The 15,712-nt window shown below is 39.6% G+C and carries 20 protein-coding genes, 4 pseudogenes and 1 other annotated feature (1 of these 25 cut by a window edge); of the genes and pseudogenes, 16 read left to right on the top strand and 8 right to left on the bottom strand.

Annotation, left to right across the window (positions count from 1 at the left end; translation table 11 throughout):
* Positions 1 to 22 precede the first annotated feature (22 nt).
* Complete coding sequence (locus ACEWFH_RS14455) at positions 23 to 610, top strand: GDSL-type esterase/lipase family protein (RefSeq protein ID WP_473724543.1); 588 nt, start codon at positions 23 to 25, stop codon at positions 608 to 610.
* Between the two features lie 27 nt (positions 611 to 637).
* Here the strand turns inward: ACEWFH_RS14455 and ACEWFH_RS14450 are convergent, their stop codons facing one another.
* The 3 genes from ACEWFH_RS14450 to ACEWFH_RS14440 all read right to left on the bottom strand — a co-directional run bounded on the left by ACEWFH_RS14450 (position 638) and on the right by ACEWFH_RS14440 (position 2,369).
* Entirely contained in the window at positions 638 to 1,039 is a 402-nt protein-coding gene (locus ACEWFH_RS14450; RefSeq protein WP_473724542.1) for a DUF3813 domain-containing protein, read from the bottom strand.
* A 2-nt stretch (positions 1,040 to 1,041) separates the two neighbouring features.
* A complete protein-coding gene (locus tag ACEWFH_RS14445) occupies positions 1,042 to 1,185 on the bottom strand; it encodes a hypothetical protein (protein WP_473724541.1) in 144 nt (47 codons plus the stop codon).
* A 371-nt stretch (positions 1,186 to 1,556) separates the two neighbouring features.
* A complete protein-coding gene (locus tag ACEWFH_RS14440) occupies positions 1,557 to 2,369 on the bottom strand; it encodes a Cof-type HAD-IIB family hydrolase (RefSeq protein WP_473724540.1) in 813 nt (270 codons plus the stop codon).
* A gap of 141 nt (positions 2,370 to 2,510) precedes the next feature.
* On the opposite strand from ACEWFH_RS14440, the gene ACEWFH_RS14435 reads away from it, so the two are divergent.
* The gene (locus ACEWFH_RS14435; RefSeq protein ID WP_473724539.1) at positions 2,511 to 3,335 is read left to right on the top strand and encodes an alpha/beta fold hydrolase; all 825 of its coding nucleotides are present in this window, start codon (positions 2,511 to 2,513) and stop codon (positions 3,333 to 3,335) included.
* Here the strand turns inward: ACEWFH_RS14435 and ACEWFH_RS14430 are convergent.
* Positions 3,290 to 3,481: a hypothetical protein gene (locus ACEWFH_RS14430; RefSeq protein WP_473724538.1), complete on the bottom strand. Its 192-nt coding sequence runs from the start codon at positions 3,479 to 3,481 to the stop codon at positions 3,290 to 3,292. The two genes, ACEWFH_RS14435 and ACEWFH_RS14430, sit on opposite strands and share 46 nt — an antisense overlap.
* A gap of 102 nt (positions 3,482 to 3,583) precedes the next feature.
* Between ACEWFH_RS14430 and ACEWFH_RS14425 the strand changes: the two genes are divergently transcribed.
* From ACEWFH_RS14425 to ACEWFH_RS14405, 5 genes and pseudogenes are all read left to right on the top strand, one after another.
* Positions 3,584 to 4,903 carry a molybdopterin molybdotransferase MoeA gene (locus tag ACEWFH_RS14425; RefSeq protein WP_473724537.1) on the top strand — a complete coding sequence of 440 codons (1,320 nt, stop codon included), beginning with the start codon at positions 3,584 to 3,586 and terminating at the stop codon, positions 4,901 to 4,903.
* Positions 4,843 to 5,373: a molybdopterin-guanine dinucleotide biosynthesis protein B gene (mobB, locus tag ACEWFH_RS14420; protein WP_473724536.1), complete on the top strand. Its 531-nt coding sequence runs from the start codon at positions 4,843 to 4,845 to the stop codon at positions 5,371 to 5,373. The genes ACEWFH_RS14425 and mobB overlap by 61 nt, the downstream gene beginning before the upstream one ends.
* Positions 5,370 to 5,830, top strand: a pseudogene (locus ACEWFH_RS14415) (molybdenum cofactor biosynthesis protein MoaE). The gene mobB and the pseudogene ACEWFH_RS14415 overlap by 4 nt, the downstream one beginning before the upstream one ends.
* On the top strand, positions 5,830 to 6,069 hold the full coding sequence (gene moaD / locus ACEWFH_RS14410; RefSeq protein ID WP_473724535.1) for a molybdopterin converting factor subunit 1: 240 nt from the start codon (positions 5,830 to 5,832) through the stop codon (positions 6,067 to 6,069). The pseudogene ACEWFH_RS14415 and the gene moaD overlap by 1 nt, the downstream one beginning before the upstream one ends.
* A gap of 119 nt (positions 6,070 to 6,188) precedes the next feature.
* Complete coding sequence (locus ACEWFH_RS14405) at positions 6,189 to 6,428, top strand: hypothetical protein (RefSeq protein WP_473724534.1); 240 nt, start codon at positions 6,189 to 6,191, stop codon at positions 6,426 to 6,428.
* A 46-nt stretch (positions 6,429 to 6,474) separates the two neighbouring features.
* Here the strand turns inward: ACEWFH_RS14405 and ACEWFH_RS14400 are convergent.
* Positions 6,475 to 6,767, bottom strand: a pseudogene (locus ACEWFH_RS14400) (HNH endonuclease).
* A 188-nt stretch (positions 6,768 to 6,955) separates the two neighbouring features.
* On the opposite strand from ACEWFH_RS14400, the gene ACEWFH_RS14395 reads away from it, so the two are divergent.
* A complete protein-coding gene (locus ACEWFH_RS14395; protein ID WP_473724533.1) occupies positions 6,956 to 7,183 on the top strand; it encodes a hypothetical protein in 228 nt (75 codons plus the stop codon).
* A gap of 89 nt (positions 7,184 to 7,272) precedes the next feature.
* Entirely contained in the window at positions 7,273 to 7,452 is a 180-nt protein-coding gene (locus ACEWFH_RS14390; protein ID WP_289495922.1) for a YjzC family protein, read from the top strand.
* Between the two features lie 38 nt (positions 7,453 to 7,490).
* Here ACEWFH_RS14390 and ACEWFH_RS14385 read toward each other — a convergent pair whose 3' ends face one another.
* Complete coding sequence (locus ACEWFH_RS14385) at positions 7,491 to 7,670, bottom strand: YjzD family protein (RefSeq protein WP_473724532.1); 180 nt, start codon at positions 7,668 to 7,670, stop codon at positions 7,491 to 7,493.
* Positions 7,671 to 8,085: 415 nt separating this feature from the next.
* On the opposite strand from ACEWFH_RS14385, the gene ACEWFH_RS14380 reads away from it, so the two are divergent.
* The 4 genes from ACEWFH_RS14380 (at position 8,086) to ACEWFH_RS14365 (ending at position 10,463) form a co-directional block, all read left to right on the top strand.
* Positions 8,086 to 8,826, top strand: a complete 741-nt coding sequence (locus ACEWFH_RS14380) for an alpha/beta hydrolase (RefSeq protein ID WP_473724531.1) — start codon at positions 8,086 to 8,088, stop codon at positions 8,824 to 8,826.
* Between the two features lie 113 nt (positions 8,827 to 8,939).
* Positions 8,940 to 9,323: an NAD-dependent epimerase/dehydratase family protein gene (locus ACEWFH_RS14375; RefSeq protein WP_473724530.1), complete on the top strand. Its 384-nt coding sequence runs from the start codon at positions 8,940 to 8,942 to the stop codon at positions 9,321 to 9,323.
* Positions 9,239 to 9,844: an NAD-dependent epimerase/dehydratase family protein gene (locus tag ACEWFH_RS14370; protein WP_473724529.1), complete on the top strand. Its 606-nt coding sequence runs from the start codon at positions 9,239 to 9,241 to the stop codon at positions 9,842 to 9,844. Before ACEWFH_RS14375 ends, ACEWFH_RS14370 begins: the two co-directional genes overlap by 85 nt.
* A gap of 439 nt (positions 9,845 to 10,283) precedes the next feature.
* Positions 10,284 to 10,463 (top strand): ComZ family protein, encoded by a 180-nt coding sequence (locus ACEWFH_RS14365; protein WP_473724528.1) that lies wholly within the window; start codon positions 10,284 to 10,286, stop codon positions 10,461 to 10,463.
* A gap of 37 nt (positions 10,464 to 10,500) precedes the next feature.
* Here the strand turns inward: ACEWFH_RS14365 and ACEWFH_RS14360 are convergent, their stop codons facing one another.
* Positions 10,501 to 10,803: a YppG family protein gene (locus ACEWFH_RS14360; RefSeq protein WP_473724527.1), complete on the bottom strand. Its 303-nt coding sequence runs from the start codon at positions 10,801 to 10,803 to the stop codon at positions 10,501 to 10,503.
* Positions 10,804 to 10,991: 188 nt separating this feature from the next.
* On the opposite strand from ACEWFH_RS14360, the gene ACEWFH_RS14355 reads away from it, so the two are divergent.
* From ACEWFH_RS14355 to ACEWFH_RS14345, 3 genes and pseudogenes are all read left to right on the top strand, one after another.
* Entirely contained in the window at positions 10,992 to 11,924 is a 933-nt protein-coding gene (locus ACEWFH_RS14355; RefSeq protein WP_473724526.1) for a beta-ketoacyl-ACP synthase III, read from the top strand.
* Between the two features lie 69 nt (positions 11,925 to 11,993).
* Positions 11,994 to 13,204: pseudogene (gene fabF, locus ACEWFH_RS14350) on the top strand (beta-ketoacyl-ACP synthase II).
* Between the two features lie 139 nt (positions 13,205 to 13,343).
* Positions 13,344 to 14,089 (top strand): annotated as a pseudogene (locus ACEWFH_RS14345) (DUF3603 family protein).
* Positions 14,090 to 14,508: 419 nt separating this feature from the next.
* Here the strand turns inward: ACEWFH_RS14345 and trpS are convergent.
* Positions 14,509 to 15,498, bottom strand: a complete 990-nt coding sequence (gene trpS / locus ACEWFH_RS14340; RefSeq protein WP_473724525.1) for a tryptophan--tRNA ligase — start codon at positions 15,496 to 15,498, stop codon at positions 14,509 to 14,511.
* Between the two features lie 57 nt (positions 15,499 to 15,555).
* Positions 15,556 to 15,712, bottom strand: a binding site (T-box leader) (it continues 92 nt past the right edge of the window).

Raw genomic sequence — 15,712 nt, 5'->3', positions numbered from 1 at the left:
ATCGAAAGGGAGATGAGTAAGAATGAAGACTCTTGTTTGTTTTGGAGACAGCATCACTTCAAAAGAAAAGAGTAAAGATGGCTCGCTAAGATTAACATCCCGATTAAGACAAGAACTAACAGAGTGGGTGGTCATGAATGCTGGAATACCAGCAGAAACGACAAGAGCTGCTCTTGTAAGACTGCAAGACGATGTATTACGTCATCACCCCGATTTTGTGACGATTCTTTTTGGAGCGAACGATTCGAGTGATCACAGGCTCATTCCTTTAAAAGAATACGAAAAAAACCTCACATACATGGTAAATAAGATCGGTGCAGAAAAAGTGATTTTAATAAGTCCAGCACCCGTTTACGAAGAACAGCAAAAAGCTCGAACAAATGAAAGAATGAAAAGATACGCTCAGATTGTAAAAAAGGTCGCAAAGCACGAAGGAACCTCCTATGTACCGTTGTTCGAAACCCTTGTTGAAAAAAACATTCAAAGATACGTAATTGACGATGGGCTTCATTTTAATAAGTTTGGATATGAGGAGTTAAGTGAGCTGGTTTTAAGAAAAATAAACACGTTAACTGCGATAACTTTTCCAAAAAAACAGCTTTCTCCCTAAAAGAGAAAGCTGTTCTTTCGTCATTATTTACTTTAAAGAATCTGGATTTTCTTCTATAAGGCTTTGCGCGTCTTCTAAACTTAGGCCAGTCGCTTGAGAGAAAGATTGAGGCTGTCCAGAGTCTGAGTGGCTGGATTCAGCATGACCAGATGTTAGCTGTTCAGAATGTGCATTTGCTGCTCCAGAATGAGAATGTGCATCAAGTTCCTTTTGAAATTCAGCAAGTTGCGCACGCTCTGCATCAGATGAATTAGCCATTGCAGAAGAAAGAGCATTCTGTGCAACTTCCATATCATGCCCGGAAAGTTCGGTATGAGCGGAATGTTGTTTGTTTGAAATGTTGTTATTCAGCTCATGTGTTGAATTTTGCACTTTACCAACAGCCTGCTGAACGGCATTTTTAGCGATTTGAAATAATTTGTTTGCCATCGTTATATGCCTCCTAATGAATTTCTCTCTTCTTTTTCATGCTTACGATCTTCTTGTTCATCTTTACTGAAAGCCATTGTTGTTTCTTGGCTTACCATATCGGCGCCTTGCTTAATGGTGCGTTTCGATTTGCTTTTTTTGCTCATTGGAATTCCTCCTTTTCTCCCGTACGTTTAGTTTTTACCGTAGTTAGTACAATATGTAGTCATAAAATCATTCCATTATAAAAAGAAATGGAAAAACAAAAATCCCCAGCTGCTTTTTCAGCTTGAGATCTTATGATTTGTTTCTTTTTTAATAAGAAGTGGCTATTTGAGCAGTTTCCAATAGTCCTCTTAGCAAAGTTGAGTGGAGTGTAAGGTGCGAGACTCCTGCGGGACAGGCGGGCAGGTGATACACTTAAAAGTGAAACGTTAAGAATGTGGCTCACCGCCTGCCCCGCGGAAAGCGAGCACCTGGAACGGAAATCAACCCTTACAAAAACAACAAAGGAACTACAACGGTTTTCGATAAAAAATCAAATCAACTTCAAGACATTTTTTAAATAATGGGCGATTCCTTCTTCTTGGTTTGTTAATGTTACATAATTTGCGCGTTCTTTCAATTCATCGATGGCATTTCCCATAGCCACACCATGACCTGCATATTCAATCATCTCAAAATCGTTGTCTTCGTCGCCAAAAGCGATAATGCGTTCTTGTGGGATATTGTAATATTCGGCGATTTTTTTAAGACCTGTTGCTTTACTGATTCCTGAGCGGATAACTTCAATAATGTTCCAAGGAGCTGCCCAAACTCTTTGATCAACCACTTCAGCATGTTCTTTTTCAAGCATCGCTCTTAATTCTGCAATATGATGATCTTCTGGATGAACTAAAATAGCGGTTGGATCATCTTTAAGCGTTTTATGCAGATCGCCAATTTGAAGAGGATTCTCATTCATAATGAATGTGTTCACAATAACTTCATCGGGTCTTTTTAAATAGACGTCGTCCAGAACCTCTACCATAATATTCTTTACTTTAAACGTTTCGCAGGCAGTAATAATCCGCTTGGCAACATCAAGTTCAAGTGGAGAATGGTGAATACCAAATTCAGCGTCATGCGGGTGATGAACGAATGCTCCATTAAAGTTAACAATGGGAGTCTTTAATTCAAGTTCTTCGTAGTACATGTTAGATGAGCGGTACGGTCTGCCAGTAGAAATACAAACATGGTGTCCTTGGTCGATCAACGCAAATAGTACTTCTTTTGTCTTACGGGGAATCTTCTTTTCATCTGTCAATAAAGTACCGTCAAGATCCAGTGCAATTAAGTATGGTTGTGTCACGAAAGTACCTGCCTTTTTTAGAATGCTTTACGTAAAGTGTATTATTTTACTTAGAAAAAGTCTATTCATACAGGTCTTCATTCATGAAAAAGAAACATGTCTCATGATAAGATGGAAAAAAGAGAAAGAGGAGATACACACATGGTTTCAATACAAAAAGGAACGGTTGGGGATATTCCTTTCTTAATGGCTGAAAAGCAAGAAAATACCGGTAAATCTTTGCCGCTTTTTATTTTTATACACGGATACACAAGTGCAAAAGAACATAATTTACATTTTGCTTATTCACTTGCGGAAAATGGGTTTCGTGTGATTTTACCAGATGCTCTCCATCATGGTGAACGAATCGTATCCAATCCGCCAATAAGTATGGACTATGATTTCTGGAATATTGTTAATCAAGGCATTCAGGATGTGAACACAATTATAGAATGGGCTAATGATAACGAACTCGTTGCAGAAGACCATATTGCCGTTGGTGGAACGTCGATGGGGGCAATTATTACGTACGGATCACTTGTGAATAACCCTAAAATTAGTGCAGGATGCGCACTTATGGGAACACCAGCTCATGAAAAATTTGCAAGATGGCAAATTGAAAGAATACAAAAAGCAGGTTATGAGATCCCGCTTTCTATGAATGAACTGGAAAAGTCCATTTCGTTTATCAAGGATTATGACCTTACCATGAATATCGAAAAATTAAACGACAGGCCGTTATTTATTTGGCATAGTGAAGTCGATGCGGTTATACCTTATGAGTTTACAAAACCATACGTAGAGACTTTAACGAATAAAAACAGTAATTCCGTTTACATGAACGATAAAACATCAGGTCATAAAGTTTCACGCGCTGCCTATTTAAACGCGGTAGAATGGATCACACAACAGTTAAAAGTAAAAAAGAAACGGTGTAAACATTACCCCGTTTCTTCTAATTTAAGTCGATATGTTCTTTTTGGCTGATACATATGATCAATTTCGTCGATTTGTTTTTGCAGGGAATGCATGATGCGGAGTGAGAAAACTCCTTGTTCGTTTAATTCTTCTGGGATGTCGGTAATGGTTACTTTATAGCCAGAACGGTGGTAATATTCATAAGAAACCTTCATAAAATCAACATCCTTTCTGTAATTTAAAAAAATAATAACAAACTTGGCTTTAAAAGTAAACTGAAAAGTGTGTATTTTCTGATAAATTAAGGAGGGAATGTTTTGCCTGTTACAAAAAGAACACCACTTCCTGTAGCTGACGCCGTACATAAAATCATGGCTCACTCAAGATTATGGGGTACGGAAGAAGTTCCTCTTATAAAGAGTGATGACCGAATCGTAGCCGAGAATTTAATCGCTACACATGACGTTCCTCCTTTTAACCGTTCACCATATGATGGATTTGCTATTCTTTCTAAGGATACGAAGAATGCGTCACAAACCAATCCTATAACATTAAAAGTAGTTGAGACAATTGGGGCGGGGCATGTAGCATCAAGTAGTGTCGAAAGTGGCACCGCCATTCGAATCATGACCGGTGCAAAGATTCCAGATGGTGCTGACGCCGTAATCATGCTCGAACTGGTAAAAGAAATAACAGATCAAGAAACACCTTATATAGAAATAAAAAGATCTGTAAGAAAAGATGAAAACATCTCTTTTCAAGGTGAAGATACAAAGCAAGGGACACTTTTAGTGGAAGCAGGTACAAAAATCACACCTGGTATCGTTGCGATTCTTGCAACATTTGGTTATCACCGTGTTTTTGTATTCAAAAAACCTGTAGTCGGAATCCTTTCAACAGGAACGGAACTTCTCGATGTACATGAAGATCTTCAACCCGGAAAAATTAGAAACAGCAATGCATATATGACGGCAGCACAGGTTAGAGCGATGGGGGCTGAGGTGAAGTTGTATCAGCACCGAGAAGATGATTTTGATTCCCTGCATCAAAGCGTAAAAGAATGTCTGCAAGAAACGGATGTTGTGATTACAACGGGCGGTGTCTCTGTTGGTGATTACGATTACCTTCCTGCGATCTACGAAAAGTTGGGGGCAGAAGTGCTGTTTAATAAGATTGCCATGCGCCCTGGTAGTGTAACCACGGTTGCTGTGCACAAAGGAAAATGGCTGTTTGGTCTTTCGGGAAACCCTTCAGCATGCTTTGTGGGTGCGGAACTGTTTGTCCGACCTGTTATTTTATCAGGTATGAAAATGAATAAACCGCATTGCACTGTCACAAAAGCCACACTTGCAAGCGACTTTCCTAAACCTAATCCTTTCACGCGATTTGTTAGAGCAACATTAACAGAAGATTTGGATCGCAAAAACGTGACTCCTGCTGGTCTAGATAAATCAAGCTCTGTTTCATCACTCATCGAAGCGAATTGTCTAATTGTCCTGCCAGGCGGTACAAGAGGATGGGAAAAAGGAAGTGAGGTTGGCGTTCTCACATGGAAAGGAGAAGGGAGTGAATGGCCGTGGAACCACCCGTTATTCTCCAAGTCGTCGGGTACCAAAACAGTGGAAAGACAACGGTAATTACGAAATTGCTCAAAGAATTAGAAGCGCATAGCATACAAACAGGAGTTATTAAACATCACGGACACGGCGACAGCCTGGACCATAACGATTTTGGTAAAGATACAGAACGGCACCGGAATGCGGGAGCTTATATTACGAGTGTAACATCAGCAAAAAATTCGATTTTATCTTTAGATTCAGAATTATCGATTGATCAAGTGATCGCCATATACACTGTATTAAAGATGGATTGCATTATAATAGAGGGATACAAAAATATTCAACACCCACGGGTAGTGCTTCTTCGTGACAAAAAAGACGACAAAGACCTTTTAAATCAGTCAGACCATGTTATAGCCCTTATAGATGAGAACCAAATACAACAAAGCACAGATACCCCTCATTTTAATAGGGTAGAAGAAGAAAAGTGGTTGGATCATTTACTGCGATACATCCTGAATTGCTATAAGGAGAGAAGAGGATCATGAAACAGTTTAACATTTCCACAGAGCCTATTAATAATCAAGACGTTATTGATCAAGTGGTCCATCATAATGCCGGAGCAGTTTCTGTTTTTATTGGAACGGTTAGAGAGATGACTGGAGATAAACAAACTAAGTTTCTTCATTACGAAGCGTATGTACCAATGGCAGAAAAACAGCTTCAGAAAATTGGGGACGAGATTCAAGAGAAATGGCCGAATGCAACAACTGCTATTACTCATCGAATCGGTACACTTCAAATATCTGATGTTGCCGTCACCATCGCTGTATCAACCCTCACCGTCAAGATGCTTTTGAAGCAAGCCGGTACGCGATTGAGCGCATTAAAGAAATAGTGCCGATTTGGAAAAAGGAACATTATTCAGATGGAGAAGAGTGGGTTGGTAATCAAAAGGGAACAGAAAGCTATCCTGCTGGCCATCCAGAAGGAGTGGAGAAATAGTGGTACACATATTATTGTTTGCAAGTTTAGCACAGCAAGCAAAAACAGAAAAAGTATCAATTGCTGTGAACTCATCCGTATCAGTGGAGGATATCAGAAGTCTGCTGCAAAATGAGGTGGGACGACTCAACGGAATCGAACATGCACTCGTTGCTGTTAATGAAGAATACGTAGAACTTACCGATCAAGTTAATGATGGCGATACAGTCGCATTCATACCACCAGTTAGTGGTGGCTGATTTAATTAAAATACGTCATTACTAAAGGGTTGTTGCTTATAACCTTCCAATTCATTCGCTTCTTTAAAAAGTTGATCGGAGTGGAAGGTGGGAGACTCTCGGCTAGGACATGCCGGCAGGTGAAACACTTAAAAGTGAAACGTACGAATGTGGCTCACTGCTTGCCCCGCGGTAAGCGAAGCACCTGGAACGGAAATAAACCACTTTCAATAACAACATTGAATACGAAAACAGCTATTAAAAAGGAATTTGACCTTAGTTTACTCGTCAGATTCCTTTTTGTTTTGCTCAAAACAGGTGTAACATATATTTGTTTCATTTATTATGTATCCTTGAAAAAAGCCGTCTGTGCAATATAAATCTTTACCGCAGATTCCGCAAGTGCCTACTAATTCGTTCATATGATCATCTCCTTCTTTTAAGTCGATTGGATTTTTTCATACGGGGTAAAGCGGAGGCAGGCTGTTTTCTCAACCACTTAAGAAATTTTTTATCTCAGGAGCATTTCTCAGAGATTCAACAGTAGCGTAAAGTAATGCAAGTTCGGCATTAGTATAAAGAAAGTGAATCTGTTTATGACAAGGAATACAAAGGTTAGCGGTTTCGGAAAATCGGCCGCCTTCTTCTTTTGGGATTAAATGATGAACCGTTAATTCGACTGGTTCTCTTCTGCAAAGCTCACATGTACCTTTCTCCATTTTTTATTCAATCCCTTCACAATAGTAATTAAGGACACAAGTACCATGTCCTTGCTCTTTGAATAGGATGTGGTAAAAGGAGGGGGTAATATGTATCCACAACCATATCCGTTCGGAGGATCACAAAACTTCGGAGGACAGTCAGCAGGGATGGGACGTTCGCCGTTTAAAAAATATATAAGACATGTATGAAAAACAGAAATCAGCATGTTCAATTAATGCTGATGGACGGTGTAACGTATACAGGGTTTATTGAGTATGTCGATCAGCAGAACGTTTATTTTGCGATACCGTATGTTGAGAAGCAGCAAGAAAACAACCGAAATCAAGACGCTCAGTACGATGTTAGGGGCTATCAGATCTATCGTTGTGTTTTTCCGCTGCATGCTGTAGCGGGAGTTAATGGAGCATATTAGGTGGAATTTTTGTTGTAATTACTTCTTTTTTTAGCAAGTGTTATCACGCCAACCGCGGGTAACCTATAAAAGAAAGGAGGGTACATCAAATGGGGCAGAACAAACATTTTAAACATGGTCAAAAAGCACCGAATAACGGGATGTATGTTGAGATCGGTGAGACAGGAAGCATGGTAAATGATCCTCAGCAGATTCATTTATCAGCAGGTGACCGTTTTCCGGAAACAACGAACCATAATCGCGTGTGGTCGTATAAAAGAAAACCATAACAAAAATAAAAAACCCGGACATAAACCGGGTTTTTATCTTATATCTCTTCGCTTTTTGCTGGCAACAATTCACCAAGTATAGAAATAACGACTGTAAACACAACTCCGAAAATAGAAGCTTTAAGAAAATCAAATGTTCCGCCTTGCATGGAAACGAGCACATAAAAAATCATATTACTTAATAATAAAGACCAAATTAATGTCCAAAGATAACGCATGCTACATTCACCTCTTTATGTAAACGAATTCTTTACCCTTCTGTATAGTAACAAAAGTTGAGATAAAGGGAAAGATTCTTTCTGTATTTTATCGAGCATAATGTCATAAATGTTAAAAATTTTCATAAATTGTTCAAGCTTAACAGGATAAAGAGCATAAACAAAGAAGAAGGTACATAAACCAACACTCTGTAACACTTTCGTGTGAAAATTTAGGGAGGTAAAAAAATGGAGCAAAAGTGGGAGGAATTAAAGGCGTTGGAAGAGCAAGATGAAAAGAACTTGACTGAACAAGGAAAAGAAACGTTAGAACAACTTAAAAAAGAGCTCAATTCATAAAACTTAGGCAGATAACTTTAGCTAAAAATTTTCCCCTGCATACATTAGTTAAGAAAAGCTAATGCGAGGGAGAAATGTGAGTATCGATAAACGCACTTTCCAAATTGACAATCAATGGAATATTATACATCTACCAAAGCGGCCGAATGGTTTCGCAGTCATGATCATCGGTGACTGCAGTCATTATGTTGATGAACATACAAGTCTTTGGAAACAAAACACTGAACGCGCTAACCTCATACAATCCCTCAAAAATCAAGGATATACCATCTTTTATTCTAACTTATATGGAAGACATTGGGGCAGTCCAGCATCGGTAATACTTGCAAAGAGACTATACCACTATGTCATGAAGCATGAGATCTTAAATCCAAATATACATTTGATCGCGGAGGGGATGGGTTCACTCGTTGCGCTGCGGCTAATGGAGGATATGGAAAAGCAAATTCGTTCCGCTCTGTTTATTAACCCTTGTATGGATTTAAAACAGCATTTTAACCATGAAAGACAAAACCGTTTATTCTTCAAAAGGCTGATCAGAGAAATAAGTGGTGCTTATCAAGCACAGGAAGATGACGTAGAATTTCTTATTGACAGTCTTCCTTCTCTAAAAGAGCTTAAAGCGAAAACTCCCGTTCGAATATGGCATGCCGCAAGAGGTGTAGCTTTTAATTTCAAAGAACACAGCAGACCGTATGAGAAAAGAAGACAGGATATTCAAGCACCGATTTCCCTTTCCATTCATGTACCTGAAGCTACATTCAATCCGGCCAGGGCCTTTCAAGAATTCTTCAAAGATCATGAAAAAGTGTTATGAACCTCATTGTAAAGAAGTAATCAATGAGGTTTTTGTGTGTAAAAAAGTATCGTATTCTTAGTAAGTTCCCCATAGGATAGTAAGAGGAGAAAAATGGAACTGGAGGCTCTTACATGAAAAAGGCATTTGTAACAGGAGCGGCAGGTTTTATCGGTTATCATTTGTGCAGCCGTTTATTGGATGAAGAAGTTGATGTAGTCGGAATAGATATGGCAGCTTCTCCAGAGCGGATTGACTATATCGCACGCCATGCTGGATTTCAATACCTTCCTTTTGATATTAATGAAGCCGACCTTCAACCTCACACTAACGGGTGTGATGTGATCTTTCATCTGGCATGTTCTGTAAAACCTACGGCACCGTGGGCAAATATAGAGGATGAGGTACAAAGGCATGTTTCTGTATTAAAAAAGTGGCTTCTTTTGCCAACAGTCAAACAAAACTCGTATACGTATCATCTTATGATGTATACGGTAAAAGGCAAGGTGATGTTCTAGAGAGTTCACCTAAAAATCCTGAGACTTTGTTTGGACTTATTAAGCTTACAGAAGAAAATATGGTGAAACAGTTAGCAGAACAGTACGATTTTCCTTTTGTCATTATGCGGTTACCTACAGTATATGGACCAGGGCAGCCAGAGCATCATACTTACCAACAAGTGATCTCAATAGAAGATCAAGATCAGCAAAGAAGTGAGTCCATTTCAAAAGATTCGATTACTGAAGACGTGCTTTTCGTTGACGATGCAGCTGAGGCACTTTTCTTAGCCGGCAAGTCTTCAGCGAAGAATGAGATCTATAACATTTCAAGCGGCAACCCAAACCAGTGGCTAGAAGGTTTAAACGAATTAAAAGCAGATAAATTATCCTTTAAAGAAAAACGAAAAATGAGGATAAAAGGAGAAAAAGCTGAAGCTGAACTCGGATTTCGAGCAAAGACAAAAATAAAAGATGGCATCATGAAGCAGATCATGCATTTCAGAAATAAGAAAACAAAACCTAATTCAAAAGAAATTTAGCTGTAAAGGTGATCCTGAAGTTTTTCGGGAGCACCTTTATTTATGTTGTGGGGCTATAATGCGTGAATTGACTGTTTTTTGAGGTTGAGGGTATATTGTTGGGGAATCATTGTCGAGGTATGTCGACTCGCCGATAAATGACCAAAACTCGCCGGAATACGTCTAAAATTTCTAGGATAATTCCGGAAACTTCTTGAATTAATTGTCCGGATACCCCTGTCAGTATAAGTGAAGCCCTGTTTTAAGAACAAAAATGCACCTGTTTTGCTTACTTAATAAAACAGAAAATATTATGATGCGAATAAAATACTACTTAACAAATAAAGATCTGCATCTTGATTGAAATTTACTCATAAAACGTTTATCCACCGCACATTTTTCTTTATAATAGAAAGCGGGTTAAAAACCGTGTACATAATGTAAGGGAGGAACTTGTAAGATGGATACAGAACGCAACATGAAATTTATGCAGATCGCCATGTCTCATCTGCCTGACGCACAGGCATTTCTTGAGAAAAAAGGAATTGAGCTAGGTATGGAAGATGTTCAGCCAATGCTTCAACTTTTGATGAATGTGATGAACGACGCTTACGAACTTGGTAAAGAAGAGAATAAGTAAACATAAGAAAAAGCCACCCCGTGTCGGGTTGGCTTTTTTACTTCTTCTTAAACGCAGAGAAGATAGGTGATATCTGTTGGGCGACTTTAACGGATTGATCGATAACGGCGAAAATTTTATTATAATCCAGTGAGCCTTCCTGCGTTCTGAAAGAATGTAAAAATGGGCGAGGCATTGGTTGTTGAAAAGGTACAGGCATGCCTCTGAATCCAGGGCCACCAAAATGTTGTGGAGGTGGGAAACCTTGCTGCATATGCTGGTGCTGATTTTGGCCCATCGGGAAGCGTCCAGGAAACTGTGGAGGATACATTGGTTGATGTTGATGCTGAGAGTTGTGCATGTGAACCACTCCTAATATCAATTTCACTAAACTTACATTTTTCTTCCATACAGGATATGCCCTAAGCCCTGTATTGGTGAAAGAAAAGAACTTTAACTAGACAAATACTTATAGATAACATAAAATTAGTACCAGGTCATAATATTTGATATAAACTTTTTAAAACTTAAAGCCAAAGGGGTAATGTTATGAATGCAGGAATCATAGGGATGGGCAGCTATATCCCGGAAAAAATTCTAGCGAACTCCGACCTGGAAAAAATGGTAGATACTAATGACGAGTGGATCAGAACTCGGACAGGAATCGTAGAACGTAGAATTGCAGAAGAATCAATGACAACATCTCATATGGCACGATTTGCAGCTGAAGAAGCAATAAAAGATGCCGGTATCTCTGCAGAGGAAATCGATCTGATCGTTGTAGCAACCGTTACTCCTGATAATCCTTTTCCATCAGTAGCATGTCAGCTGCAAGAGTCCTTAGGTGCAAAGAACGCAGTAGGAATGGACGTAAGTGCTGCGTGTGCAGGTTTTATTTACGGTTTGGTCGTAGGAAAGCAGTTTATTGAAACGGGAACATATAAAAATGTTTTAGTCGTTGGTGCTGAAAAGCTCTCAAAGATTACAGACTGGAAAGATCGTAACACAGCTGTTCTTTTTGGTGATGGAGCAGGTGCAGCGGTTCTATCTAAGGTGAGTGAAGGAAGAGGAATTCTTTCATTTGAGCTTGGGTCTGACGGAACGGGTGCAAAACATCTTTATCAAAATGAATTTATTCATATGAACGGACGCGAAGTTTTCAAATTTGCTGTTCGACAAATGGGTGAGTCATCACTAAATGTAGTTCACAAAGCAGGACTTTCGAAAGAAGATGTTGACTTTTTGATACCTCATCAAGCAAACATCAGAATCATGGAAGCATCAAGAGAAAGATTAGAACTTCCGAAAGAAAAAATGGTCATGACGATTGATCGCTTTGGCAACACGTCATCTGCATCCATTCCAATGGCATTAAAAGAAGCATTAAAAGATGGTAGAATAAAAGAAGATCATACAATCGTACTTGTTGGATTCGGTGGCGGACTAACCTGGGGTGCTGTTGCGCTTCGCTGGGGAAGGTAAGCTCTTTTCTAACAATGATGTACAAAGGAGAGTTGGTTTTACAATGAAAAAAGAGTAGTCGTAACAGGCATGGGAGCCGTAACTCCTCTTGGAAACAGTGTAGAAGAAACATGGAAAAAGATTGTTGAAGGTCAAAGCGGGGTAGGTCCGCTTACAAGAAGAGATGCAGAAAAGTTTCCGGTAAAAGTAGCTGCTGAAGCTACTGAATTTAATCCAGAAGACTTTATGGATAAAAGAGACGCACGCCGAATGGATCGCTTCACACAATTTGCTGTTGCAGCATCCATTATGGCTGTTAAAGATGCAAATTTAGATATCACGGAAGAAATCGCTCCACGCGTAGGTGTTTGGATCGGTTCTGGTATTGGTGGTATGGATACACATGAAGAACAGTTTCGTATTTTTGAAGCAAAAGGGGTAAGACGTGTAAGTCCATTCTTCGTACCGATGATGATTCCAGACATGGCTTCAGGCCAAGTTTCAATCACAATTGGTGCAAAAGGGATGAACTCATGTACAGTAACCGCTTGTGCATCTGGTGCGAACTCAATTGGTGATGCATTCAAGGTCATTCAGCGCGGAGATGCAGATGTTATGGTGACCGGTGGAACAGAAGCACCTATTACAGATATGGCTCTAGCTGGTTTCTGCCAAGCAGGCGCATTATCTACTAATCCAGATCCAAATACAGCAAGCCGTCCGTTTGATAAAAACAGAAGTGGTTTTATCATTGGGGAAGGTGCTGGAATTCTTGTTCTTGAAGAATACGAATTTGCCAAAAAACGCGGTGCAAAAATTTACGCAGAAATCGTAGGGTATGGTGCGACTGGTGATGCTCATCATATTACACAGCCGGCTCCTGGTGGAGAAGGCGGTGCACGTGCGATGAGACAGGCAGTTGAAGACAGCGGACTAACACCAGAAGACATTTCGTATATTAACGCACACGGTACGAGTACTGATTTTAACGATAAATTCGAAACAGCTGCGATTAAAGCTGTGTTTAATGAGCATGCTTACAATATTCCTGTTAGTTCGACAAAGTCCATGACAGGCCATTTGCTAGGTGCTGCTGGTGGAATCGAAGCCATTTTCTCTGTTAAAGCCATTCAAGAGAATATTCTGCCGCCAACCATTAACTATGAAACACCTGATGAAGAGTGTGATCTCGACTATGTTCCGAATACAGCTAGAAATGCAGAAGTGAAAGCCGTACTGAGCAACTCGCTTGATTTGGCGGGCACAATGCGTCGTTAGTATTTAAGAAAATAGAAGAATAATACGATGGAAAATCCCGTTTTCTTTTTGAAAGCGGGGTTTTTGCATACTTCGAGTAAATTACCTTATTTTAGAATAAAAAGGACAACCTCTGACTATACTGATTTTAAATACAAATCGGTAAAAAAGTGAGGGGTACAGATGTTATACTTACGTGATGTTTGGGTCAACTGGTTTGAAGGAGAAGAGAATGGCTATAACGTTTGTGAGTTCCATGAATGGCGAAAAGACGACTACATTGAGTTGTTGGACCAAGTACCCATTATTAAAATAGAATCCACACTCTTTCACTACATTGAAAATGACTTAAATGACCTTCCAGATGCACTTCTTGAAGAAGTACATCAGAAAGCTTATGTCAGAAAGAACAACCAGCGCGTACAGCTAGAACACTGCTTTATTATTACGGATGAAAAGAAATCTCTCATCGTTGATACAATGGGATATAGAATACCAATCCGTAAGAGCAGACTCATCCCACGACAAGAACAGCTAGTCTTCGAAATGGCAGAGCAGACAGAAACAACGGTATATACGTTTAGTGAAAAGCAGATGAGCAAGGAATATCACATTCTTTCTCCAAACCCTGACAGCATGAGGGGATTAACGCGTAAAGAAAGACAGTTAAAGCAGCTTCTCTTATGACACTAGATCAACTGCATTCGACAAAAAATGTTGCTGAGATGAGATATTGGTGCACAGAGTGGATGCCTGAGCAATACGGAAGAATTCAGAGAATGGATTTTGACGAAGCATGGGACGCACTGTATTGTGAATTAAAAAGCGGTTGGTCCAAGAAGCATATGGATATGTGTGAACGGTTAGTAAAAGGACAACCTTATTTCGAAAAGATATGGGAACTTGAAAACGGAACTCAAGTGAATTAATAGAACTTAAAGAAGCTGGCTCCATGTGGGAGTCAGCTTTTTATGGTTTTTGGTGAGTAGGTTCTGCTGGCGAACAGTTCATTTAATTGTTCAGGATGATTTGCGCTCGTTCAGCGGCATTTATGCTCGCTGAACGAGCGATTCCCGAAGTTTATGAGCGATTCCCGAAGTTTATGAGCGATTCCCGAAGTTTATGAGCGATTCCCGAAGTTTATGAGCGATTCCCGAAGTTTATGAGCGATTCCCGAAGTTTATGAGCGATTCCCGAAGTTTATGAGCGATTCCCGAAGTTTATGAGCGATTCCCGAAGTTTATGAGCGCTGTCCAACAAAAAATCTAAAAAAAGCCAGTGGAGAATCAAAATGATCTGCCCCATTGGCTTTTGGTAATTAGGAAAATAAAAAACTCAGAATCAGCTATTAAATTCTTTTACGAGCTAACCCCATCGCACGTTCCGCTTTATTCAACGTCTTATTCGCTACAAAGTTTGCTTTCTCGGCACCTTTATCAAGAATGTCATCTAATTCAGAAGACTCAACATATTCTTTGTAACGTTCTTGAATCGGTTTTAGCGCATTGATTACAGCTTTTGCAACACCTTGTTTAAAGTCTCCATATCCTTTGCCTTCGTATTTTTCAACAAGTGAAGAAATACTTTCTCCAGTTAGTTGAGAATAGATCGTCAGCAAATTAGAAATTCCCGGTTTGTTTTCTTTATCATAAGCAACTACACCATCTGAATCCGTTGTAGCACGCTTAATTTTCTTTAAAATCACAGATTCATCATCGAGCATAGAGATAAACGAATTTTGATTCGGATCTGACTTACTCATCTTTTTCTCTGGATCAACAAGGGACATGATTCTAGCCCCTTCAGAAGCGATTCTTGGCTCTGGGATTACAAAAATATCGCGGTACTTCTTATTAAAGCGCTCTGCAATATCCCGCGTAAGTTCAAGATGCTGCTTCTGATCATCTCCTACAGGCACGATTCCAGTATTGTAAAGAAGAATATCTGCTGCCATCAGTGGGGGATATGTTAACAATCCTGCAGAAACAGCTTCTTTACCTGTAGATTTGTCCTTAAACTGTGTCATACGCTCTAATTCTCCGATGTACGTTACACACTGAAGCATCCATCCCATTTTCGTGTGCGCTGGAACATCTGATTGAATGAATATTGTGGACTTATCAGGATCAATTCCAGCTGCTAAGTAAAGGGCCGCTAAATTTCTGCTGTTCTTTTTTAGAGCAACTGGATCTTGTGCTACCGTAATCGCGTGCTGATTTACTACGCAAAAGTAGCATTCATGTTCATGTTGAAGCTCGACAAAATGTCTCATAGCTCCAATATAGTTACCGATTGTTAAATTTCCACTCGGCTGTATGCCTGAAAAGATTACAGACATGATTCATCTCTCCTTTATTTTTAAAATCAATATAAAAAGGCCCACTCGTCGCCTTATGCAAGGGACGAATGGACCGCGGTGCCACCCTTATAATTCTCAAATATAATGAAAATCACTCAAAACGTACAGGAATATCCGATACGCTGTCCATTTATATCGTGCGGACATCTACACGTCTGAGCCTACTTATAAGGTTCGGTCAGAATGCTCAAAA

It is taken from the genome of Fictibacillus sp. EA-CB0309 (assembly GCF_055814265.1).
The sequence above is the reverse complement of the archived record's forward strand: the minus strand, read 5'-3'. Positions and strand labels throughout refer to the sequence as shown.

Excerpts from the sequence above, each read along its gene's own strand:
- ACEWFH_RS14430 (WP_473724538.1), bottom strand. The coding sequence starts at position 3,481 with ATGAAGGTTTCTTATGAATATTACCACCGTTCTGGCTATAAAGTAACC.
- trpS (WP_473724525.1), bottom strand. The coding sequence starts at position 15,498 with ATGTCTGTAATCTTTTCAGGCATACAGCCGAGTGGAAATTTAACAATC.
- ACEWFH_RS14450 (WP_473724542.1), bottom strand. The coding sequence starts at position 1,039 with ATGGCAAACAAATTATTTCAAATCGCTAAAAATGCCGTTCAGCAGGCT.
- ACEWFH_RS14395 (WP_473724533.1), top strand. The coding sequence starts at position 6,956 with ATGAAAAACAGAAATCAGCATGTTCAATTAATGCTGATGGACGGTGTA.
- ACEWFH_RS14385 (WP_473724532.1), bottom strand. The coding sequence starts at position 7,670 with ATGCGTTATCTTTGGACATTAATTTGGTCTTTATTATTAAGTAATATG.
- ACEWFH_RS14455 (WP_473724543.1), top strand. The coding sequence starts at position 23 with ATGAAGACTCTTGTTTGTTTTGGAGACAGCATCACTTCAAAAGAAAAG.
- ACEWFH_RS14435 (WP_473724539.1), top strand. The coding sequence starts at position 2,511 with ATGGTTTCAATACAAAAAGGAACGGTTGGGGATATTCCTTTCTTAATG.
- ACEWFH_RS14360 (WP_473724527.1), bottom strand. The coding sequence starts at position 10,803 with ATGCACAACTCTCAGCATCAACATCAACCAATGTATCCTCCACAGTTT.
- ACEWFH_RS14355 (WP_473724526.1), top strand. The coding sequence starts at position 10,992 with ATGAATGCAGGAATCATAGGGATGGGCAGCTATATCCCGGAAAAAATT.
- ACEWFH_RS14445 (WP_473724541.1), bottom strand. The coding sequence starts at position 1,185 with ATGAGCAAAAAAAGCAAATCGAAACGCACCATTAAGCAAGGCGCCGAT.
- ACEWFH_RS14390 (WP_289495922.1), top strand. The coding sequence starts at position 7,273 with ATGGGGCAGAACAAACATTTTAAACATGGTCAAAAAGCACCGAATAAC.
- ACEWFH_RS14375 (WP_473724530.1), top strand. The coding sequence starts at position 8,940 with ATGAAAAAGGCATTTGTAACAGGAGCGGCAGGTTTTATCGGTTATCAT.
- ACEWFH_RS14365 (WP_473724528.1), top strand. The coding sequence starts at position 10,284 with ATGGATACAGAACGCAACATGAAATTTATGCAGATCGCCATGTCTCAT.